19 protein-coding genes are annotated in these 20161 nt (G+C 65.4%); 13 read left to right on the top strand and 6 right to left on the bottom strand.

Annotated features, from left to right (window positions below):
- Positions 1-267 precede the first annotated feature (267 nt).
- The 5 genes from AC3WJR_RS11760 to mmsB all read left to right on the top strand — a co-directional run bounded on the left by AC3WJR_RS11760 (position 268) and on the right by mmsB (position 5929).
- The gene (locus AC3WJR_RS11760) at positions 268-1809 is read left to right on the top strand and encodes a CoA-acylating methylmalonate-semialdehyde dehydrogenase (protein WP_492725186.1); all 1542 of its coding nucleotides are present in this window, start codon (positions 268-270) and stop codon (positions 1807-1809) included.
- 40 nt (positions 1810-1849) lie between these two features.
- On the top strand, positions 1850-2995 hold the full coding sequence (locus AC3WJR_RS11755) for an acyl-CoA dehydrogenase family protein (RefSeq protein WP_492725184.1): 1146 nt from the start codon (positions 1850-1852) through the stop codon (positions 2993-2995).
- A 109-nt stretch (positions 2996-3104) separates the two neighbouring features.
- Entirely contained in the window at positions 3105-4148 is a 1044-nt protein-coding gene (locus AC3WJR_RS11750) for an enoyl-CoA hydratase/isomerase family protein (protein WP_492725182.1), read from the top strand.
- Entirely contained in the window at positions 4145-4918 is a 774-nt protein-coding gene (locus tag AC3WJR_RS11745) for an enoyl-CoA hydratase (protein WP_492725179.1), read from the top strand. Before AC3WJR_RS11750 ends, AC3WJR_RS11745 begins: the two co-directional genes overlap by 4 nt.
- Positions 4919-5050: 132 nt before the next feature.
- On the top strand, positions 5051-5929 hold the full coding sequence (gene mmsB / locus AC3WJR_RS11740) for a 3-hydroxyisobutyrate dehydrogenase (RefSeq protein ID WP_492725177.1): 879 nt from the start codon (positions 5051-5053) through the stop codon (positions 5927-5929).
- 16 nt (positions 5930-5945) lie between these two features.
- On the opposite strand, the gene AC3WJR_RS11735 is transcribed toward mmsB, so the two are convergent.
- Entirely contained in the window at positions 5946-6653 is a 708-nt protein-coding gene (locus AC3WJR_RS11735) for a PAS domain S-box protein (protein ID WP_492725174.1), read from the bottom strand.
- Positions 6654-6770: 117 nt separating this feature from the next.
- Between AC3WJR_RS11735 and AC3WJR_RS11730 the strand changes: the two genes are divergently transcribed.
- Positions 6771-7028, top strand: coding sequence for a hypothetical protein (locus AC3WJR_RS11730; protein ID WP_492725172.1), 258 nt, complete (start codon positions 6771-6773; stop codon positions 7026-7028).
- On the opposite strand, the gene AC3WJR_RS11725 is transcribed toward AC3WJR_RS11730, so the two are convergent.
- A complete protein-coding gene (locus AC3WJR_RS11725) occupies positions 7025-8398 on the bottom strand; it encodes a glutamate--cysteine ligase (protein ID WP_492725170.1) in 1374 nt (457 codons plus the stop codon). The genes AC3WJR_RS11730 and AC3WJR_RS11725 overlap by 4 nt on opposite strands.
- Before the next feature lie 54 nt (positions 8399-8452).
- Positions 8453-9193, bottom strand: a complete 741-nt coding sequence (locus AC3WJR_RS11720) for a 16S rRNA (uracil(1498)-N(3))-methyltransferase (RefSeq protein WP_492725166.1) — start codon at positions 9191-9193, stop codon at positions 8453-8455.
- 174 nt (positions 9194-9367) lie between these two features.
- Here AC3WJR_RS11720 and AC3WJR_RS11715 point away from each other — a divergent pair, with 174 nt between their 5' ends.
- Genes AC3WJR_RS11715 through AC3WJR_RS11705 form a run of 3 tightly spaced genes read left to right on the top strand, consistent with a single transcriptional unit; the run spans position 9368 to position 10933 of the window.
- A complete protein-coding gene (locus tag AC3WJR_RS11715) occupies positions 9368-10048 on the top strand; it encodes a YoaK family protein (RefSeq protein WP_492725164.1) in 681 nt (226 codons plus the stop codon).
- Entirely contained in the window at positions 10045-10506 is a 462-nt protein-coding gene (locus tag AC3WJR_RS11710; RefSeq protein WP_492725162.1) for a hypothetical protein, read from the top strand. The genes AC3WJR_RS11715 and AC3WJR_RS11710 overlap by 4 nt, the downstream gene beginning before the upstream one ends.
- A gap of 25 nt (positions 10507-10531) precedes the next feature.
- Complete coding sequence (locus AC3WJR_RS11705; RefSeq protein WP_492725160.1) at positions 10532-10933, top strand: VOC family protein; 402 nt, start codon at positions 10532-10534, stop codon at positions 10931-10933.
- Here AC3WJR_RS11705 and AC3WJR_RS11700 read toward each other — a convergent pair.
- A complete protein-coding gene (locus AC3WJR_RS11700) occupies positions 10920-11075 on the bottom strand; it encodes a hypothetical protein (RefSeq protein WP_492725158.1) in 156 nt (51 codons plus the stop codon). The genes AC3WJR_RS11705 and AC3WJR_RS11700 overlap by 14 nt on opposite strands.
- A gap of 341 nt (positions 11076-11416) precedes the next feature.
- On the opposite strand from AC3WJR_RS11700, the gene AC3WJR_RS11695 reads away from it, so the two are divergent.
- The 4 genes from AC3WJR_RS11695 to AC3WJR_RS11680 all read left to right on the top strand — a co-directional run bounded on the left by AC3WJR_RS11695 (position 11417) and on the right by AC3WJR_RS11680 (position 14975).
- Positions 11417-11731: a hypothetical protein gene (locus AC3WJR_RS11695; RefSeq protein ID WP_354281852.1), complete on the top strand. Its 315-nt coding sequence runs from the start codon at positions 11417-11419 to the stop codon at positions 11729-11731.
- A gap of 117 nt (positions 11732-11848) precedes the next feature.
- The gene (ubiA, locus tag AC3WJR_RS11690; RefSeq protein WP_492725156.1) at positions 11849-12775 is read left to right on the top strand and encodes a 4-hydroxybenzoate octaprenyltransferase; all 927 of its coding nucleotides are present in this window, start codon (positions 11849-11851) and stop codon (positions 12773-12775) included.
- A gap of 72 nt (positions 12776-12847) precedes the next feature.
- Positions 12848-14203 carry a TldD/PmbA family protein gene (locus AC3WJR_RS11685; RefSeq protein WP_492725154.1) on the top strand — a complete coding sequence of 452 codons (1356 nt, stop codon included), beginning with the start codon at positions 12848-12850 and terminating at the stop codon, positions 14201-14203.
- Complete coding sequence (locus AC3WJR_RS11680; RefSeq protein WP_492725152.1) at positions 14196-14975, top strand: 3'(2'),5'-bisphosphate nucleotidase CysQ; 780 nt, start codon at positions 14196-14198, stop codon at positions 14973-14975. Before AC3WJR_RS11685 ends, AC3WJR_RS11680 begins: the two co-directional genes overlap by 8 nt.
- A gap of 170 nt (positions 14976-15145) precedes the next feature.
- Here the strand turns inward: AC3WJR_RS11680 and AC3WJR_RS11675 are convergent, their stop codons facing one another.
- Together AC3WJR_RS11675 and rpoC are read right to left on the bottom strand one after the other, a co-directional pair.
- On the bottom strand, positions 15146-15697 hold the full coding sequence (locus AC3WJR_RS11675; RefSeq protein ID WP_492725150.1) for a pseudouridine synthase: 552 nt from the start codon (positions 15695-15697) through the stop codon (positions 15146-15148).
- 102 nt (positions 15698-15799) lie between these two features.
- A complete protein-coding gene (gene rpoC, locus AC3WJR_RS11670) occupies positions 15800-20092 on the bottom strand; it encodes a DNA-directed RNA polymerase subunit beta' (RefSeq protein WP_354281862.1) in 4293 nt (1430 codons plus the stop codon).
- Between the last annotated feature and the right edge of the window lie 69 nt (positions 20093-20161).

The raw sequence follows: 20161 nt of genomic DNA, 5'->3' as shown, positions 1-20161 counted from the left end.
CGAGTTTATAAGAGCACGTAAGAATCGCAATGCGGGTTAATACAGCGTTAAGCATTGGTTGCCGCCATTTGCTTCAAAACGAGACGATCATGTCGTATGTCGGCGCGCGCGGTATGAGGACGCCGAATGCGCCCGCGCGCGACCTGGCCGTCACCGCTCCCGACCCATCGCAAAAAGTTTCCCCTGTAACCATCTCTGGCGTCATAGCCCCTTGGCGTGCGTTGCGGAATCGGCGACAGGCCGGGAAAACAAGCGGAAGAGGATGCCATGCGGATTATCGATCATCACATCGCCGGGCGGGCCGATGGCGGCACCAGCGGTGGTGCAGCGCGTAGCGGCGACGTGTTCGACCCCAACACCGGGCAAGTCCAGGCGACCGTGACGCTCGGCACGCAAGCCGACCTGGATACGGCCATCGCTGCCGCGCAGAAGGCGCAGCCGGGTTGGGCCGCGACCAATCCGCAGCGCCGGGCGCGCGTGATGTTCGAGTTCAAGCGGCTGGTCGAACTGCACATGGACGAGCTCGCCGAGCTGCTGTCGTCCGAGCACGGCAAGGTGATCGCGGATTCGAAGGGCGATATCCAGCGCGGGCTCGAGGTGATCGAATTCTGCTGCGGCATCCCGCATGTGCTCAAGGGCGAGTACACCCAGGGTGCGGGCCCGGGGATCGACGTCTATTCGATGCGCCAGCCGCTCGGCATTGGTGCCGGCATTACCCCGTTCAATTTCCCGGCGATGATCCCCTTGTGGATGTCGGGCGTCGCGATCGCGACGGGCAATGCGTTCATCCTGAAACCCTCCGAGCGTGACCCGTCGGTGCCGGTGCGGCTCGCCGAGCTGTTCCGCGAGGCGGGGTTGCCCGAGGGTATCCTCCAGGTCGTCCACGGCGACAAGGAAATGGTCGATGCGATCCTCGATCATCCCGCGATCAGCGCGGTCAGCTTCGTCGGCTCGTCCGACATCGCGCATTACGTCTACAAGCGTGGCGTCGCGGCCGGGAAGCGCGTCCAGGCGATGGGCGGGGCGAAGAACCACGGCATCGTCATGCCCGACGCCGATCTCGACCAGGTCGTCGCCGACTTGTCGGGTGCGGCCTTCGGTTCGGCGGGTGAGCGCTGCATGGCGCTGCCGGTCGTGGTCCCGGTCGGCGAGAAGACCGCTATCGCTTTGCGCGAGAAACTGATCCCCGCGATCGCCGCGCTTCGCGTTGGTGTCTCAACCGACAAGGACGCGCATTACGGTCCGGTCGTCAACGCCGCGCACCGCGCGCGCATCGAGCAGTGGATCCAGACCGGCGTCGACGAGGGTGCGGAGCTGGTCGTCGACGGGCGCGGGTTCGCGCTTCAGGGACATGAGAAGGGGTTCTTTATCGGCCCGTCGCTGTTCGACCATGTCACCCCGTCGATGGAATCGTACAAGGAGGAGATCTTCGGCCCGGTCCTCCAGATCATCCGTGCGGACGATTTCGATCATGCCGTCCGGCTCCCAAGCGAGCATCAGTATGGCAACGGCGTCGCGATCTTCACGCGCAACGGCCATGCGGCGCGCGAATTCGCGGCGCGAGTGAATGTCGGGATGGTCGGGATCAACGTGCCGATCCCGGTGCCGGTCGCCTATCACACGTTCGGCGGGTGGAAGCGCAGCGCATTCGGCGATACCAACCAGCACGGCATGGAAGGCGTCAAGTTCTGGACCAAGGTCAAGACCGTGACTCAGCGCTGGCCTGACGGCTCGACGCTGCCGGGCGGCAGCGAGGACGGTGGGCCTAGCCGTATTCAGGATGCGTTCGTGATTCCGACGATGGGGTGAGGTGTCTCGCCTTCCCGATGACAGCACAAGAAAGCCTGCAATGACCGACCAGTTCGACCTTACCGACGATCAGCGCGAGATCCAGGAACTCGCGCGCCGCTTCACCGCCGACCGGATCACGCCGTTCGCGGCGGAGTGGGACGAGAAACACATCTTCCCGCGCGACACGATCAAGGCAGCGGCGGAGCTCGGGTTCGCGGCGATCTACGTCTCCGAAGAATCGGGCGGGATCAACCTCGGTCGGCTCGAAGCGGCGCTGATCATGGAGGCGATGGCGTACGGCTGCCCGTCGACCTCGGCGTTCATCTCGATCCACAATATGGCGAGCTGGATGATCGACCGGTTCGGCGCGCAGGGGGTGAAGGACAAGTACCTTCCCTCGCTCGTCACGATGGACCAGATCGCGAGCTATTGCCTGACCGAGCCGGGCTCGGGCTCGGACGCAGCGGCGCTCAAGACGCGCGCGGTCCGCGATGGCGATCATTATGTCGTCAACGGCACCAAGCAGTTCATCTCGGGCGGCGGCGAGAACGAAGTCTATGTCACGATGGTCCGCACGGGTGAGGATGGCCCCAAGGGCATTTCGTGCCTCGTGATCGAGAAGGACATGCCCGGCGTCAGCTTCGGCGCGAACGAGCGCAAGCTGGGCTGGCACTCGCAGCCGACCGCGCAGGTCGTGTTCGAGGATGTGCATGTCCCTGTGGATAACCTTGTGGGCGGCGAGGGCGAAGGGTTCCGCATCGCGATGATGGGGCTCGATGGCGGGCGGCTTAATATCGGTGCGTGCTCACTCGGGGGCGCGCAGCGGTGCCTCGATGAATCGATTGGTTACACCAAGGATCGCAAGCAGTTCGGCAAGGCGATCGGCGATTTCCAGAACACGCAGTTCATGCTCGCGGACATGGCGACCGACCTGGAGGCGGCGCGCGCGCTGCTGTACATGGCGGCGGCCAAGGTGACGGCGAACGCGCCCGACAAGACCAAGTTCGCGGCGATGGCGAAGCGGCTGTCGACCGACACCGGCTCGCTGGTCGCCGACCGTGCGCTTCAGCTGCATGGCGGCTACGGCTATCTGATGGATTACCCGATCGAACGCTTCTGGCGCGACCTTCGGGTGCATTCGATCCTCGAAGGGACCAATCAGGTTATGCGGATGATCATCGGGCGCGAACTGACGCGCCAGTAACCCCGCGAAGCGAAGCCCCCTTCCTCTTCGTGGCTTCGTGGCTTTGTGCGAGAAAGAGTCTTCGCGCACGAAGCCACAAAGACACGAAGACAGTGATGAGAGACCGTGCATGCCCAGCGACGTCCTGACCTCGATTGAAGGGCCTGTCGGCCGGATCCGGCTCAACCGGCCGAAGGCGCTTCACGCGTTGACCGCCGACATGTGCACCGCGATGCTCGATGCGCTCGACGCGTGGCGCGCCGATCCCGCGATCGAGGCGGTGCTGCTCGACCACGCCGAGGGCAGGGGCTTCTGCGCGGGTGGCGACATCCGGATGCTGGCCGAGAGCGGCGCGGCGGATGGCGTCGCGGCGCGCGCGTTCTTCCATACCGAATATCGGCTCAACCACCGGCTGTTCACTTATGCCAAGCCGACGGTTGCGTTCATGGACGGGATCACGATGGGCGGCGGCGTCGGTATCGCCTGCCCGTGCGATTTCCGCATCGCCACCGAGAACACTAAGTTCGCGATGCCCGAGACCGGGATCGGCCTGTTCCCCGACGTCGGTGGCGGCTGGTATCTGTCGCGGCTGCCCGGGCGGATCGGGCAGTATCTCGCGCTGACCGGGCACCGGCTCGACGGGGCGGAGTGCCTCGCGCTGGGTCTGGCGACGCATTATTTGCCAAGCGCGACGCTCGACGATGTGAAGGCCCGGATCGCTGCCGACTCACAGGCGATCGCGGCAACCCTCGACGCGATCGGCGAAACCCCGCCCGAAGCAAAAATCCTCGCGCAGCGCGATGGGATCGACCGGCTGTTCGCCTCGGACGTGCTCGAGGACATCTACGCCGCGCTCGAAGCTGACGGCGGGGACTGGGCGACGCAGCACCTCGCCACGCTCCGCACCAAGTCGCCGCAGACGATGAAGGTGTCGCTTCGCCTGCTCCACGAAGGCCAGATGATGGCGACGTTCGAGGACGAAATGCGGCAGGAATATGCGATCGGTTCGCGCGTCGTGCAGCGGCACGATTTCCTCGAAGGGGTCCGCGCGGTGATCATCGACAAGGACAACGCCCCGCGCTGGGACCCGGCGACGCCGCAGGACGTGACCGACCACGTGATCGACCAGATCTTTGCGCCTCTCTCTCCAGCCGATGAATGGACCCCGGCATGACGTACGAAACCATCCTCGTCGAACAGCGCGACCGCGTCACGCTGATCACGCTCAACCGCCCCAAGGCGCTCAACGCGCTCAACAGCCAGATCCTCGCCGACCTGCTCGCCGCGATGGCGGCGTTCGATGCGGATCCGTCGCAGGGCTGCGCGGTCATCACCGGCAGCGAGAAGGCGTTCGCGGCGGGCGCGGACATCAAGGAGATGCAGGCGCAGGGCTTCGCCGACATGTATGCGCATGACTTCTTCGCCGGATGGGACCGCTTCACGCGCACGCGCAAGCCGATCATCGCGGCGGTCGCGGGCTATGCGCTCGGCGGCGGGTGTGAGCTCGCGATGATGTGCGACTTCATCCTCGCCGCCGACAGCGCGAAGTTCGGCCAGCCCGAGATCAAGCTCGCGGTCTCGCCCGGCATGGGCGGGTCGCAGCGGCTGACCCGCGCGGTCGGCAAGGCCAAGGCGATGGAGATGTGCCTCACGGGCCGCATGATGGACGCCGCCGAAGCCGAGCGCGCCGGGCTCGCCTCGCGCGTGATCCCCGCTGCCGATCTGGTCGAGGAAGCGGTCAAGGTCGCCGCGACGATCGCGGGCATGGCCCCGCTCGCGGTGCTGGCGAACAAGGAGATGGTCAACGCCGCGTTCGAGACCAGCCTGAGCATGGGCGTGCAGTTCGAGCGCCGGCTGTTTCATGCGTTGTTCGGCACCGAGGACCAGAGCGAGGGCATGACCGCCTTCGTCGAAAAGCGCGCCGGAGTGTGGACGGGGAAGTAACGCAAAGTCCCCCTCCCGCTTGCGGGAGGGGCTAGGGGAGGGGCGTGCCTCAAGCGGCGCGCCATGCGGTACTACCCTCCCCCAACCCCTCCCGCAAGCGGGAGGGGGGTAAGAAGAAGTAGGAGAGAGACAATGGCACGCATCGCATTCATCGGGCTCGGCAACATGGGCGGCGGGATGGCCGCGAACCTCGCGAAGGCGGGGCATGACGTCCGCGCGTTCGATCTGTCGGCGGACGCGCTCGATCGCGCGAAGGCGGCGGGCTGCGCGCCGGTGGGTTCCGCCACCGCGGCAGCGGACGGGGCCGAGGCGATCGTCACGATGCTCCCCGCCGGGCGGCATGTCGAGGCGGTCTATGCCGAACTGTTCGCCGCGCACGTCTCGCCTGCGACGATCCTGATCGATTGCTCGACCATCGATGTCGCCACCGCCAAGCATGTCGCGGCACTCGCGCTCGCTAACGGAGTCACTGCGGTCGACGCGCCTGTGTCGGGCGGAATCGGCGCTGCTAACGCCGGCACCCTGACCTTCATGGTCGGCGGCACCGACGCGGGCTTCGCCAAGGCCCAACCGATCCTCGCGGCGATGGGGCAGGCGGTGATCCACGCGGGCACCAATGGCACCGGCCAGGCGGCGAAGATCGCCAATAACATGCTGCTCGGTGCGACAATGGTCGCGACGTGCGAGGCGTTCCTGCTGGCCGAGAAGCTCGGGCTCGACGCGCAGACCTTTTACGACATTTCGAGCGTGTCGTCGGGGCAGAGCTGGTCGATGACGCGCTATTGCCCGGTGCAGGGCGTTGGCCCCGATACGCCCGCCGACCATGACTATCAGGGGGGGTTCGCGACCGCGTTGATGCTCAAGGACCTCAAGCTCGCGGCCGAAGCTGCGAAAGACGCGGACGCGAACACGCCGATGGGCGCGCAGGCGGCGGACCTCTACCAGCGGTTCGCGGACGCCGGGCAAGGCGGCCTGGACTTCTCCGCGATCATCAAGCTGCTGCGCGGGTAATACGGGATGGCGCCGCTCAGCCGCACCGGCTGGGCGGACCGCCATGATGTGCGAGGTAAGCGCCGAGATCCTGCTGAAGCCGCGGTGCCATGCGGATCGATGAGTCTTCGAGGGTCTGCCCCGCCCGCTCGATGTCGAGATCGCCCCGCGCAACCATTTCGAGCACCAGCAACATCCCACGCGACACGTCGATCGCGGTTTCGCGGCAGATGTCGCCCACGGTCATGTGCGGACCGGCGCATTCGAGCTTGTAGCAAGCCAGTGCGATGTCCCATCGGCTGCCCGCGAACCGGTCCGCACCGAACGCCGCCTCCCTGCCGCGCCGTGCCCGCAACATGCGCGAAACCGTGATGAAATTGCTCTCCAGCGTCCCGATCGGGGCAGCATCGCGCAGGGATCGCACCGTCACGATCAGGCGACGGGGGCCAATGCCGTCCGAGATTACCGATCCATGGTTTTGCACGCGCTTCAGCTTGCCATCCGACCGGACATAGCTCTTGTTCAGCGTGACCGACTCGCCGGTTTCCCGCATCTGTTCGATCAGGGCCAAGTGCCGCGCCTGTTCCACCGGGCTGGTGAACTGGACAGCGGCCTTGCCGACCAGTTCGCGCCGATCGCGTCGTAGGATTTCGCAATAGGCGTCATCGACCGATAGATACGTGCCCGCCAGATCCGTCAGCACATGCGCCATTGGCGCAACAGGGTCGAAAAAGGGCGACGTCATCTTTTTCCATCAATCTCGGGTGCAGATTCAATACGCTAATAGATCTTTTTGCGCTATGGTGCGGCATCGATCCGGCGCGTATCCGGCAGTGCATCGCCTAGTTGGGAGTGTCACGCCATGCCCACCGCCGTGTCCGGAGGGACCAATACCGATCCGGAACGCGGCGCGTCCGACGCAGGCGCGGACGGGAATGCTGCCACTGACATCGACAAGATCGCAACGATGGCGACGGTTATGATCGAAACCTTTGGCACTCGCGCGCTTTCCTTGGCGCAGGCACAGGTAGATGCCGCCACGCCCGATCAGCCGACGGTCGCAGAGAGCTGGCGACAGATCGTCGCGGTGATCCGCGAACGATCCGTCACGACAGACTAGAACCGCAGGTCCTCGTAGACTCGCGACACGTCGCCGCCCCACGGCCCGTGATACTTTTCGAGCAACACTTCCGCGGGCACTTTGCCGCTGCGGACGACCTCGCGCAGTGGATCGAGGAACCCCGTCTCGTTGCTTCCACCCGCATCGAGCCGCGCCCGCGCGGCAAGACCCGCATGCGAGATGTCGAGGACTTCGCCCGCGATGTCGCGCAGCTTTCTGCCACCCGCGATCGGCGCGTCGAGCCCCAGCCGCGGTACCGAGTCACGCAATGCCTGGCGCTCTTCGATCGTCCAGTGCTTGACCAGATCCCACGCTGCATCGAGCGCCTGATCGTCGTACAACAGACCGACCCACAAGGCCGGGAGTGCGCAGATCCGCCCCCAGGGTCCGCCATCCGCGCCGCGCATTTCGAGGAAGCTCTTCAGGCGAACCTCGGGGAAGGCGGTCGACAGATGGTCGTTCCAGTCGTCGAGTGTCGGCGTCTCGCCCGGCAGGACCGATAGTTCCCCCTTGAGGAAGTCGCGGAACGACAGCCCGGCGGCGTCGATGTAGCGGCCTTCGCGATAAACGAAGTACATCGGCACATCGAGCGCATAGTCGGTGTAGCGATCGTATCCAAAGCCGTCCTCGAACACGAACGGGAGCATCCCCGTGCGCGCCGGGTCGGTGTCCGACCAGATGTGGCTGCGGTAGGAGAGCATGCCGTTGGGCTTACCCTCGGTGAAGGGCGAGTTGGCGAACAGCGCGGTCGCCAGCGGTTGCAGCGCGAGCCCCACGCGGAACTTGCGCACCATGTCGGCCTCGGACTGGTAATCGAGGTTCACCTGGATCGTGCAGGTGCGCAGCATCATGTCGAGGCCCATCGTGCCCACGCGCGGCATGTGGCGCAGCATGATCGCATAGCGACCCTTGGGCATGATCGGCAGTTCGGCGCGGGTCTTGTCGGGCCACATGCCGAGGCCAAGGAAGCCGATCCCGAACTTCTCGCCGATTGCCTTGACCTGTTCCAGATGGCGACCGGTCTCGGCGCAGGTCTGGTGGAGGTTCTCGAGCGGCGCACCCGACAGTTCGAACTGGCCGGCGGGCTCGAGGCTGATCGAGCCGTCGCTGCCGGTCATCGCGATGACGTTGCCATTCTCCTCGACCGGCTTCCAGCCATACGCCTGCAGCGCATCGAGCAGGTCACGGATGCCGCCCTTTTCGGTGTAGCTCGGCGCGTGATGATCGCTGTCGGCGTAGACGAACTTCTCGTGTTCGGTGCCGATCCGCCAGCGTTCGGGCGGCTTTTCCCCAGCTGCGAAACTGGCGACGAGCTGGTCGCGCGATTCGATCAAAGGCGAGGTCTTGATGGTGTCGGATCGCGTCGTCATCGTCGCGCCTTAGCGCCGGGATGCGCCGCCCGCCAGCGGGTTTCGATCCGCCACCTACCAATCGCCGCGCGCGGCCATCCACAACGCGGTTGCGGCCGCCGCAGCGGTGTCCGCGCGGAGGATGCGGGGGCCGAGCGTGATCGCCACAGCGCCCGTCACGGCGCGGATCGCTTCGCGCTCGGCATCGTCGAATCCCCCCTCGGGACCGATCAGGATCGCGGCGCTTGCCGGTCCGTTGCGCATGGCTGCCGCAGCGGGCACGCCGCCCGTCTCGTCCGCGAAATACAGCGCCCGTCCGACAGGCCAGTCGCGTAGCAGTGCGGTCAGTTTGACGGGTTCGACGAGTTCGGGAACCGCGGTGCGCCCGCATTGTTCAGCCGCCTCGATCATGTGTGCGCGCAGGCGTTCGCCGTTCAACCGGTCGATGATCGTCCGGCGAGTCAGCACCGGCACCAGCCGCGCGACGCCTAGCTCGCACGCCTTCTCCGCGACCCAGTCGATCCGCCCCTTCTTGATCGGTGCAGCGCACAGCCACAGGTCGGGAACGTTCTCCCGCTCGCGCAGCTGTTCGGTGACGTCGAGCAGCAGGTCGCGCTTCCCCACGCTTGCCGCGACGCCAAGCCATTCGCCCGACGTGCCGTCGAACAGCTTGACCGGATCGCCCGGCTTCATCCGCATCACGGTGGCTAGATAATGCGCCTGCGCGCCCTCGACGCGCAAAGGGCCGGGCGCGAGCGGATGCTCAACGAACAGGCGCGGGGTGGATTGCGGGGGCCAGGCGGGCGTAGCGGGCATGGCGGCGTCGTAGAGGGATTCGCGGGGGCAGTACAATCGCTCGCATTGCAAGAGCGCTTCCCCGGCAAAGCGGGGAGCCCAGTCGAGGTGCGGCAGATCGGGAGAAATGCCCTGACCGGCACGCTGTGCTACTGGGGGCCGGTCATCGCCGGGGGAGAAGATGAGGAATCTACCATGACACGCTATGGCGCGCGCATCTGGCTGCTAGCGGCCGCCACGTCGGCCATGGCGGGGTATGTCGACGCGGTCGGCTTCCTCAAACTCGGCGGTTTGTTCGTTTCGTTCATGAGCGGGAACTCGACGCGGTTCGCGGTCGGATCGGCGGGCGACCCTGCCGTGGCCCGAATGGCGATCTGGCTGTTGGCTTCGTTCGTCGGTGGCGTCGTCGCGGGCACGGTGGTTGCCAGGGTGGCGGGATCGTGGCGCAAACCCATCGTCCTGCTGGCGGTCGGCGGATTGCTGGCGCTTGCGGCATGGGTCGACCTGCTGGAAGCGGACGGCTGGGCGACGCTGCTGATGGCGGTGGCGATGGGGTGTGTGAACACGACCTTCCAGCGCGCGGGGGAAGTCAGCATCGGGGTGACCTACATGACGGGAACGCTGGTCAAATTCGGACAGCGGCTGGCCGACGCGCTGTTGGGCGGCGACCGGTGGGGCTGGGTGCCGTATCTTGCGCTATGGCTCGGGCTGGTCGGCGGCGCGGTGGCGGGGAGCGTCGCCTATCGGTTGTTCGGCATGGCGAGCATCTGGGGCGCGGCTAGTTTTGCGGTCGCTCTTGCGCTGCTCGCACTGTCGTTCGGTCCGGTGGAGCCTTCGTACGTCGCGTCCGGACGGACGGGCCGGAACGTCCGATGACGCCCGGTTCCGCGCTCACGCTTACCCTGCGTGCGGTCGGCGAGGTGATGCAGGCCGCGCACGATCCGTGGTGGGTGATCGCCAGTGCGGCAGTGGCGCTTCACGGCGTGGATCTGGACGATGTCGCGGATGTCGACGTGCTGCTGAGCATTGGCGACGCCAGGCGGCTGTTCTCTGCGCTCGACATTACACCGCATCCTCAAGCCGTCCATCCGCAGTTCCGGTCGGACCTGTTCGGGACGTGGATGGCTGCCCCGCTTCCGGTCGAGTTGATGGCGGGGTTCCGTTACCGGACGGCGCATGGCTGGCAGGCGGTGCGACCGCAGACCCGCTTGGCGGTGGACGTGGAAGGGGGCAGCGTCTTCGTTCCCGATCGGGCGGAACTGGGTGTGCTATTGCGCGACTTCGGCAGACCCAAGGACCGTGTTCGCGCAGCACGACTGGCGGCACTGGTGTGATGCGCCCTCATGGAAGGATGTCCTGATGCCGCAACGAATCGCGCTGACCGCCGTGCTGGTCGACGATTACGATAGCGCGATCGCTTTCTACGTCGGTCAACTGGGGTTCGAGCTGCACGAGGATCGACGGTTGAGCGCGGACAAGCGCTGGGTCGTGGTTGCGCCTTCCGGCGGAGGCGGCGGGCTCTTGCTGGCGCGGGCTGCGACGGAACGCCAGCGCGCTGTGATCGGGGAGCAGAGCGGGGGGCGGGTGTTCCTGTTTCTCGAAACCGATGATTTCGCGCGGGACCATCAGGCTTATCTCGATCGCGGCGTTCGCTTCGTCGAGGCCCCGCGACATGAGCCTTACGGCATCGTTGCGGTGTTCGAGGACCCTTACGGCAATCGCTGGGACCTGATCCAGCCGATGCGCCCTACCGCCGCCTGAGCCCGGCGCGGATCAGCATCGTTAACAGTGCGACCGTGATCGCGCCGAGAACCACCCACGCCGCGACCATTCCCACGCTGCGCGCCAATGCCCAGAGCAACGCTTCGAAAAAGCGTCCGATCGCGACGGAAAGATGGACCAAGGGCAGGGTTCTCCGGGATCGTAAAATCGATTGCGACTAGGTGAAAGCCGGTCAACGCGGTGCGACCGCTGTGACGACCGCTGTGACGACCGCTGTGACGACCGCTGTGACGACCGCTGTGACGACCGCTGTGACGACCGCTGGTGGCGAAAGCGAGGCGGCATGTTGCCCGCGGATGTCCCGCGGCGCCACCCCGGGCAGCAAGGCTTGGGGAGAAATGCGCGTCAGCTCAAGGGGTAGGCGGGATCGGTTGCGCGGTCGTTCGTCAGTTCCACGGAACCACTCGTCGCATATCTCGTTTCAGTGTCGTCATTACAAAACGTTACCAAAGGGAGCCAACCATGTCCGACTACCGCAGCACCGACCCTGTCATCGAGAAGCGCAGCGGCGCGGGCCGCACGATCCTCATCATCCTCGTGGTGATCGCGGTCGTCATTGGCTTGCTGTTCGCGACCGGCTTCTGGAGCGCGAACGTGACCAAGAGCGGTGCACTCCCCGAGGTTTCGGTCAAGGGTGGCGAATTGCCGAAGGTCGACATGGACTCGAAGGAAGTCGTTGTCGGCACGTCGGAGAAGACCGTCGAAGTGCCCAAGGTCAAGACCGAGAAGGAGACCGTCTCGGTCCCGACGATCGGCGTCAAGGACGACAACAAGTAAGCCATACGGCTTGATCGGTACGAAAGGCCTCCGCCCCTCGGGTCGGGGGCCTTTTTCGTGGTGGTACAGACGCCGCCACGCATTTCCCAGTCCCGAACTCTTCGCTACGGCAGCGCAATGCCCGTACCCGATCCCTCCGCCCCGCATCTGACCCCCGACACCGAACATAGCGGGATAATCGGGGTGTTGCCCGCGAGCGTACGACCCTTCGCTTTACTCGCGCGATTCGATCGGCCGATCGGCTGGTGGCTGCTGTTCTGGCCGGGTGCGTGGAGCATCGCGTTGGCTGGCGCGGCGATCGAGCGGTGGGACTTGATCCTGTGGTTACTGCTCGGGAGCATCGCGATGCGCGGTGCGGGGTGCGTCTTCAACGATATCGTCGACCGCGACCTCGACCGCCAAGTTGCGCGCACACGCAGTCGGCCGCTGGCCAGCGGGGCCGTGTCGGTCAAGGCGGCGGCGGTTTGGCTGGTGTTGCTGTGTCTCATCGGGCTGGTCGTCCTGCTGCAACTGCACTGGTTCGCGGCAGTGATTGCGCTGAGCAGCCTCGCGCCGGTTGCTGCCTATCCCTTTATGAAGCGGATCACGTGGTGGCCGCAGATCTGGCTCGGGCTGGTCTTCTCCTGGGCGGCACTGGTTGGCTGGGGGGAGATCACGGGGACGCTCTCGCTGCCGGGGCTGCTGCTGTACGCGGGATCGATCTGCTGGGTCGTCGGCTATGATACGATCTACGCGCTGCAGGATCGCGAGGATGATGCGTTGATTGGTGTCCGCTCGTCGGCCTTGCGGATGGGAAGCCAGGTGCGCGCAGGCGTGGCCGGATTTTACGGGGCCGCACTCGCGCTGTGGGGTGGCGCGATCTGGGCCTTGCGCCCGGACTGGCTTGCGGTCGCGGCATTGCTGCCGGTGGCGGTACACTTCGTCTGGCAGGTGGCGACGCTGTCGCCCGATGACGGCGCCGGTGCGCTTGCGCGGTTCCGGTCGAACCGGTTCGCGGGGTTGTTGGTGTTCCTTGCCTGCGTCGTCGTAGGGACAACCGTCTGAAGCATGGAGGGGAAGGTGGCGTCGCGCGAAACCGCTCTAGCATCGAGCGGTGGGACACCTTAAGTCCGGCTGATGCTGACACCCGAACAAGCGCAGGATCGCGCTGCCGATATCGTTGCCCGCGCCGCTGCTGCGGGCGCTGACGCCGCCGACGCCGTTTATGCCGCGGATATGTCGCTCGACATATCCGTCCGGCTTGGTGCGCTTGAGGATGTCGGACGGTCTGAAAGCGCGGACCTTGGGTTGCGCGTCTTCGTCGGCAAGCGCTCGGCGAGCGTTTCCACCTCCGACCTTTCGGAAGACTCGATCAGAGCACTGGTCGAGCGAGCGGTGGCGATGGCGCGGGAAGCCCCCGAGGACGCCTGGGCCGGACTCGCGCCCAAGGAACGCCTGATGCACGGCGCACCGCCGATGTTGGACCTCGACGACGGTGGCGAGGCATCGCCTGAGAGCTTGCGCGAAGCGGCGCGTGCGGCGGAAGATGCGGCGCGTGCGGTGCCCGGTGTCACCAACAGCGAAGGCGGCTCGGCCAGCGGATCGCGGTCGATCTGGGCGCTTGCGACCAGCCACGGGTTCGCCGCGGCCTATGCGGCGACGGGCTACGGCCTCTCCGCCAGCGTCCTGGCGGGCGCAACCGAGGGCGGCGGCGAGATGGTGCGCGATTATGCGTACAGCTCCGCGCGGCACCGGCGCGCGCTCGAAGCCCCGGAAGCGATCGGCACCAAGGCCGGCGAGCGCGCGGTGGCGCGGGTCAATCCCGGACGGCTCGCCAGTGGCCCGATGTCGGTGGTGTTCGATCCGCGTGTCGGGTCGAGCCTGCTCGGGCATCTGGTCGGCGCGATCTCGGGCGGCGCGATCACGCGCAAGACAAGCTTCCTGCTCGACGCGCTGGGCACCCAGGTGTTTTCGACTGGCGTGACGATCCTTGATGATCCGCATCGTCCGCACGGGCTGCGCTCACGCCCGTTTGATGGCGAGGGGCTGCCGGTCAGCCCGTGCGCGATCATCGAGCACGGCATGCTGGAAGCGTGGCTGCTCGACAGCGCATCGGCACGGCAATTGGGGCTCGAGCCGACCGGCCATGCCGCACGCGGCGTCGGCGGCGCTCCGGGTGTATCGCCGAGCAACCTCCACATGGTCGCGGGGAAGATGCCGGTGCAGACGCTGATCGGCGACATTGCGAGCGGTGTGTTCGTCACCGAGCTGATCGGCATGGGCGTCAACGGCGTGACCGGCGATTATTCGCGCGGCGCCGCCGGGTTCCGGATCGTCGATGGGCAGATCGCCGGACCGGTCGCCGAATTCACGATCGCGGGCAATCTGCGCGACATGTACCGCAACCTCACGCCCGCCAATGATCTTGAGTTCCGTTATGGCACGAACGTCCCCACGCTCCGGGTCGAGGGGATGACCGTCGCCAGTGGTTGAGGCGGGGCTGACCGACGCGGTTGCCGCGGTGGTCGCGGAAGCGAGCGCGCTCGCGCTGCGGCAGTGGCGCACCGATTTCGTTCGGTGGGAGAAGAGCCCGGGCGATCCGGTGTGTGCGGTCGACCTAGAAGTGAATGCGCTGTTGCGCGATCGGCTGAGCGCGCTGCTCCCCGATGCCGGGTGGCTTTCCGAAGAGACGGCGGACAATGCCGACCGCCTGGGCTGCACGCGGCTGTGGGTGGTCGACCCGATCGACGGTACGCGCGATTATATTCGCGGGCGTGACGGTTGGGCGGTGTCTGTCGCGCTGGTCGATGCGGGGCGTCCGGTGATCGGTGTGCTCGACGCGGGCGCGCGCGGGCAGGTGTTTCGTGCGGAGCTGGGGCAGGGGGCGTGGCGCAACGATGCGCGGATCGCGGTCGGGGATCGGCGGGCGTTCAGCGGGTCGCGTGTGCCGACCGACGCTTTGCCCAAGGTCGATCGCGATCTGGTCGTGGTGGCGAAACCCAATTCGATTGCCCTGCGCATTGCGATGGTTGCGGCGGACGAGGCTGATCTGGTCGCGACCTTGCGCTGGGGCTGGGAATGGGATGTTGCCGCCGCCGTGCTGATCGCTGCTGAGGCGGGCGCGCGCGTTACCGATGCGCTGGGGCAGCCGCTCGCATTCAATACGCCGCGAGCGCAGGCGTTCGGAGTGGTGACGTGTGTGCCGGGGATCCATGCTGCTGCGATCGAGCGGTTGCGGGAGCGGGCTGTGGCGCTTTCTGGTTGAGATGGCTGAGGGGGGCTTTGCTGCACGGCCCCACCCCAACCCCTCCCCTGAAGGGGAGGGGCTTGAAAAAGAATCTCCCTGTGCTTGTAGGGTAGCGGCCTGAGCAACACGCTCGCCCCTCCCCTTCAGGGGAGGGGTTGGGGTGGGGCCGTGTCTCACCGAGAGCGCACTTAAAAGACAGAAACCTCCCGCATCTCCCCCGGCGCCAGCCCCTCGATCGTCCACTCCCCGATCCGCCACCGCACCAGCCGCAAGGTCGGAAACCCTACAGCAGCGGTCATCCGCCGCACCTGCCTGTTACGCCCCTCCCGGATCGTCAGCGAAATCCACCCATCCGGCACGCTCTTGCGAAACCGCACCGGAGGATCCCGCGGCCATAACGCCGGATCGGCAATCCGCTCGACCTCGGCCGGCAGCGTCATCCCGTCCTTGAGCGCCACCCCCTTGCGCAGCGGCGCCAGCGCAGCGTCGTCCGGGTCGCCCTCGACTTGGATCAGATAGGTCTTGGGCAGCTTGAACTTCGGGTCCGCAATCCGCGCCTGCAATCGCCCGTCGTCGGTCAGCAGCATCAGCCCCTCGCTGTCGCGGTCCAGCCGCCCCGCGGGATAGACCCCCGGCACCGCGACATAGTCGGACAGCGTCGCGCGCGGGGTTGGGGACTTCGCGTCGGTGAATTGCGACAGGACGTCATAGGGTTTGTTGAGCAGGATCAGGCGGGCCATCGCCGTGCCTTACGCGCAAGGCGCGCATAAAAAAACCGCCGCCCGGGGCTGTCCGGGACGGCGGCTTTTTTTCGGATCAGGCGCGAGACCCGAACGCGGAGGTTACTCCTTGTTCAGATACTCGCCCGCGTCGGCATCGGTGCCATGACCGCTGGTGGTAACGGCCGCGAGCGGATCGCTGCCGATGCCGCCCGAGTCGCGCGTGGATCGTGCGAGCTCTGCGTCATGTTCTTCCTTCGCCGAGTTTGGCGCGACGATCGCAACCTCGGCGAGACGCCGCTGCTGAACCCGCAGCGCCGCATCGCGCGACGAGGCGGTGACACGCAGGCGGTTCATCCCCGCACCCGTACCCGCCGGGATCAGGCGACCCACGATCACGTTCTCCTTGAGACCGGTCAGCGTGTCCTTCTTGCCCTGCACCGAAGCCTCGGTGAGGACTCGGGTGGTCTCCTGGAACGACGCCGCCGAGATGAAGCTGCGGGTCTGCAGCGACGCCTTGGTGATGCCGAGCAGGACGGGCTTGCCCTGGGCCGGACGCTCCTTCTTGTCGATCTTCGAGTTGATCTCGTCCATCTCGTCGCGATCGACCTGCTCGCCGGCGAGCAGCGTGGTGTCGCCGCCGTCGGTGATCTCGACCTTCTGCAGCATCTGACGAACGATCGTCTCGATGTGCTTGTCGTTGATCTTCACGCCCTGGAGGCGATAAACCTCCTGGATTTCCGACACGAGATATTCGGCCAAGGGCTCGATGCCGAGCACTTCGAGAATGTCGTGCGGATCAGGCGAGCCGCCGATGAGGTTGTCGCCGCGCTTGACGTAATCGCCTTCCTGCACGTCGATGACCTTCGACTTCGGCACCAGATACTCGACGACATCACCGCCGTCCTCGGGCTGGATACCGATCTTGCGCTTCGCCTTGTAATCCTTGCCGAACACGACGCGGCCGGAGACCTTTGCGATGATCGCATTCTCCTTCGGCTTGCGCGCCTCGAACAGCTCGGCAACACGCGGCAGACCGCCGGTGATGTCGCGCGTCTTGGCGCTTTCGCGGCTGACACGGGCCAGAACGTCACCGCCCGAAACCGTCGCTCCATCCTCGACCGAGAGCGTCGCGCCCGGAACCAGCATGTAACGGCCGGCTTCTTCTGCGCTTGCACCGGTAAGGGTGAGGCGCGGACGAAGATCCTCCTTGGCCTTGGTCGTGGCGCGATATTCGATGACGACACGCTGCGAGATACCGGTCGCTTCATCGGCCTGCTCGGTGAGCGTCTTGCCCTCGATCAGATCCTGATACTTCACGACACCCGGGTTCTCGGTGATCACCGGCATGGTGAAGGGATCCCACTCCGCCAGACGATCGCCCTTTTCAACGATGTGGCCATCGTCGAACAGCACGTATGCGCCGTACGGAATGCGGTGCACCGCACGCTCGCGACCGTCCATGTCGACGATCGCGATTTCACCCGAGCGGCTGAGCACGACGCGGCGGCCACGCTGGTCGGTGATGGTGCGAAGATCACGATATTCCATCGTGCCGTCGGCCACTGCCTCCAGGTTGGACTGCTCGTTGAGCTGTGCCGCACCACCGATGTGGAAGGTACGCATGGTCAGCTGCGTGCCCGGCTCACCGATCGACTGCGCTGCGATGACGCCGACCGCTTCACCGATGTTCACCGGCGTACCGCGGGCGAGATCGCGCCCGTAGCACTTGCCGCAGACACCGATCTTGGTCTCGCAGACCAGCGGCGAGCGGATCTTGCACGACTGCGTCCCGACTGCCTCGATCCGCGCAACCATCGGCTCGTCGAGCAGCGTGCCCGACGGGATCACTATCTCGCCGGTCTTGCTGTCCACGATGTCTTCCGCGGTCGTACGACCGAGGATGCGCTCACCGAGCGACGCGATGGTCGAACCGCCCTGAACGATCGCGCGCATTTCGAGCGCACGGGTCGTCCCGCAATCCTCCTCGATGATGACGCAATCCTGCGACACGTCGACGAGACGGCGGGTGAGGTAGCCTGAGTTGGCGGTCTTCAGCGCCGTATCCGCGAGACCCTTACGGGCACCGTGGGTGGAGTTGAAGTACTCAAGGACGGTCAGGCCTTCCTTGAAGTTCGAGATGATCGGCGTTTCGATGATCTCGCCCGACGGCTTGGCCATGAGGCCGCGCATACCGGCAAGCTGCTTGATCTGCGCCTGCGAACCACGCGCACCCGAGTGGGCCATCATGTAGATCGAGTTGATCGGCTTCTCGCGGCCCTTGTTGGGACCGTCGTCGTAATGCTTGACCGCCTTGATCTCGTTCATCATCGCGTTCGCGACCTGATCGCCGCAACGGCTCCAGGCGTCGATCACCTTGTTGTACTTCTCCTGCTGCGTGATCAGGCCGTCCTGATATTGCTGCTCGAAGTCCTTCACCAGGCCCTTGGTCTCGTCGACCAAAGCAATCTTGGCGTCCGGAATGATCATGTCGTCCTTGCCGAACGAAATGCCCGCCTTGAACGCGTGCTTGAAGCCCAGCGACATGATCGCATCGGCGAACAGCACCGTGTCCTTCTGGCCGGCATGGCGATAGACCTCGTCGATCACGTCGCCGACGTCCTTCTTGGTCAGAAGGCGGTTGACGATGTCGAACGGCACCTTGTGGTTCTGCGGCAGGCACTCGCCGAGCAGCATGCGACCGGGGGTGGTCTCATAGCGCTTGAGATACTGCTTGCCGTCCTCGTCGGTCTGCGGAACGCGGCTGATGATCTTGGTGTGGAGCGTGACCGCGCCAGCCTCGATCGCGTGATGAACCTCCTGCATGTCGGAGATCATCATGCCCTCGCCGGGCTCGCCTTCCTTGAGCATCGACAGATAATACAGACCCAACACCATGTCCTGCGACGGCACGATGATCGGCTTGCCGTTCGCTGGCGACAGGATGTTGTTGGTCGACATCATCAGGACGCGCGCTTCGAGCTGTGCTTCCAGCGACAGCGGCACGTGGACCGCCATCTGATCGCCATCGAAATCGGCGTTGAACGCGGAGCAGACCAGCGGGTGAAGCTGGATCGCCTTGCCTTCGATCAGAACGGGCTCGAACGCCTGGATGCCGAGACGGTGAAGCGTTGGCGCACGGTTCAGCATGACCGGATGCTCGCGGATCACCTCGTCCAGGATATCCCAGACTTCCTTGCGCTCCTTCTCGACCCACTTCTTCGCCTGCTTCAGGGTCATCGACAGACCCTTAGCATCGAGACGTGCGTAGATGAACGGCTTGAACAACTCGAGCGCCATCTTCTTCGGCAGGCCGCACTGGTGCAGCTTGAGTTCCGGCCCGGTCACGATGACCGAACGACCCGAATAGTCGACGCGCTTGCCGAGAAGATTCTGGCGGAAGCGGCCCTGCTTGCCCTTGAGCATGTCGGACAGCGACTTGAGCGGACGCTTGTTGGCGCCCGTGATCGTGCGACCGCGGCGACCGTTGTCGAACAGTGCGTCGACGGCCTCCTGGAGCATGCGCTTCTCGTTGCGGACGATGATGTCCGGCGCGCGGAGCTCCATCAGACGCTTCAAGCGATTGTTGCGGTTGATCACGCGGCGATACAGATCGTTCAGATCCGACGTCGCGAAACGACCACCGTCCAGCGGCACCAGCGGGCGCAGCTCGGGCGGGATGACCGGAACGACCTCGAGGATCATCCACTCGGGGCGGTTGCCCGAATCGATGAAGCTCTCGACGACCTTGAGGCGCTTGATGATCTTCTTGGGCTTCAGCTCGGACTTGGTGACCGCGAGCTCCTCAAGGAGCTCCTTGCGCTCGCCCTCGAGATCGAGGTCCTGGAGCATGATGCGGACGGCTTCCGCGCCGATGCCGGCCGAGAAGGCGTCTTCGCCATACTCGTCCTGTGCGTCGAGGAGTTCGTCCTCGGTCATCAGCTGGTACTTCTCGAGCGGAGTCAGACCCGGCTCGATCACGATATACGCCTCGAAGTACAGCACGCGCTCCAGCTGCTTGAGCTGCATGTCGAGCAGCAGGCCGATGCGCGACGGCAGCGACTTCAAGAACCAGATGTGCGCGACCGGGGCGGCCAGCTCGATATGGCCCATGCGCTCACGCCGGACCTTCGAGACGGTGACTTCGACGCCGCACTTCTCGCAGACGATGCCCTTATACTTCATGCGCTTGTACTTGCCGCACAGGCACTCGTAATCCTTGATCGGACCGAAGATGCGCGCGCAGAACAGGCCGTCACGCTCGGGCTTGAACGTGCGATAGTTGATGGTTTCGGGCTTCTTGATCTCACCGAACGACCAGCTGCGGATCTTGTCCGGGCTGGCGATGCCGATCTGGATCTGGTCGAAGGTCTCGGCCTTGACGACCGGGTTCGCGAAATTGGTCAGTTCGTTCATATCTGAACTCCTTAGCCCCTCCCCTTCAGGGGAGGGGTTGGGGTGGGGCCGTTATGTTTTTCGGGCGAA

It is taken from the genome of Sphingomonas sp. FW306-05-A, assembly GCF_058782275.1.
Note: the sequence above shows the minus strand (reverse complement) of the source record. Positions and strands in the feature narration are given on the sequence as shown.

Excerpts from the sequence above, each read along its gene's own strand:
- AC3WJR_RS11675 (WP_492725150.1), bottom strand. The coding sequence starts at position 15,697 with ATGGCCCGCCTGATCCTGCTCAACAAACCCTATGACGTCCTGTCGCAA.
- AC3WJR_RS11735 (WP_492725174.1), bottom strand. The coding sequence starts at position 6,653 with ATGACGTCGCCCTTTTTCGACCCTGTTGCGCCAATGGCGCATGTGCTG.
- AC3WJR_RS11705 (WP_492725160.1), top strand. The coding sequence starts at position 10,532 with ATGCCGCAACGAATCGCGCTGACCGCCGTGCTGGTCGACGATTACGAT.
- rpoC (WP_354281862.1), bottom strand. The coding sequence starts at position 20,092 with ATGAACGAACTGACCAATTTCGCGAACCCGGTCGTCAAGGCCGAGACC.
- AC3WJR_RS11760 (WP_492725186.1), top strand. The coding sequence starts at position 268 with ATGCGGATTATCGATCATCACATCGCCGGGCGGGCCGATGGCGGCACC.
- mmsB (WP_492725177.1), top strand. The coding sequence starts at position 5,051 with ATGGCACGCATCGCATTCATCGGGCTCGGCAACATGGGCGGCGGGATG.
- AC3WJR_RS11710 (WP_492725162.1), top strand. The coding sequence starts at position 10,045 with ATGACGCCCGGTTCCGCGCTCACGCTTACCCTGCGTGCGGTCGGCGAG.
- AC3WJR_RS11730 (WP_492725172.1), top strand. The coding sequence starts at position 6,771 with ATGCCCACCGCCGTGTCCGGAGGGACCAATACCGATCCGGAACGCGGC.
- AC3WJR_RS11720 (WP_492725166.1), bottom strand. The coding sequence starts at position 9,193 with ATGCCCGCTACGCCCGCCTGGCCCCCGCAATCCACCCCGCGCCTGTTC.
- AC3WJR_RS11695 (WP_354281852.1), top strand. The coding sequence starts at position 11,417 with ATGTCCGACTACCGCAGCACCGACCCTGTCATCGAGAAGCGCAGCGGC.
- AC3WJR_RS11715 (WP_492725164.1), top strand. The coding sequence starts at position 9,368 with ATGACACGCTATGGCGCGCGCATCTGGCTGCTAGCGGCCGCCACGTCG.
- ubiA (WP_492725156.1), top strand. The coding sequence starts at position 11,849 with ATGCCCGTACCCGATCCCTCCGCCCCGCATCTGACCCCCGACACCGAA.
- AC3WJR_RS11745 (WP_492725179.1), top strand. The coding sequence starts at position 4,145 with ATGACGTACGAAACCATCCTCGTCGAACAGCGCGACCGCGTCACGCTG.
- AC3WJR_RS11685 (WP_492725154.1), top strand. The coding sequence starts at position 12,848 with ATGCTGACACCCGAACAAGCGCAGGATCGCGCTGCCGATATCGTTGCC.
- AC3WJR_RS11725 (WP_492725170.1), bottom strand. The coding sequence starts at position 8,398 with ATGACGACGCGATCCGACACCATCAAGACCTCGCCTTTGATCGAATCG.
- AC3WJR_RS11750 (WP_492725182.1), top strand. The coding sequence starts at position 3,105 with ATGCCCAGCGACGTCCTGACCTCGATTGAAGGGCCTGTCGGCCGGATC.
- AC3WJR_RS11755 (WP_492725184.1), top strand. The coding sequence starts at position 1,850 with ATGACCGACCAGTTCGACCTTACCGACGATCAGCGCGAGATCCAGGAA.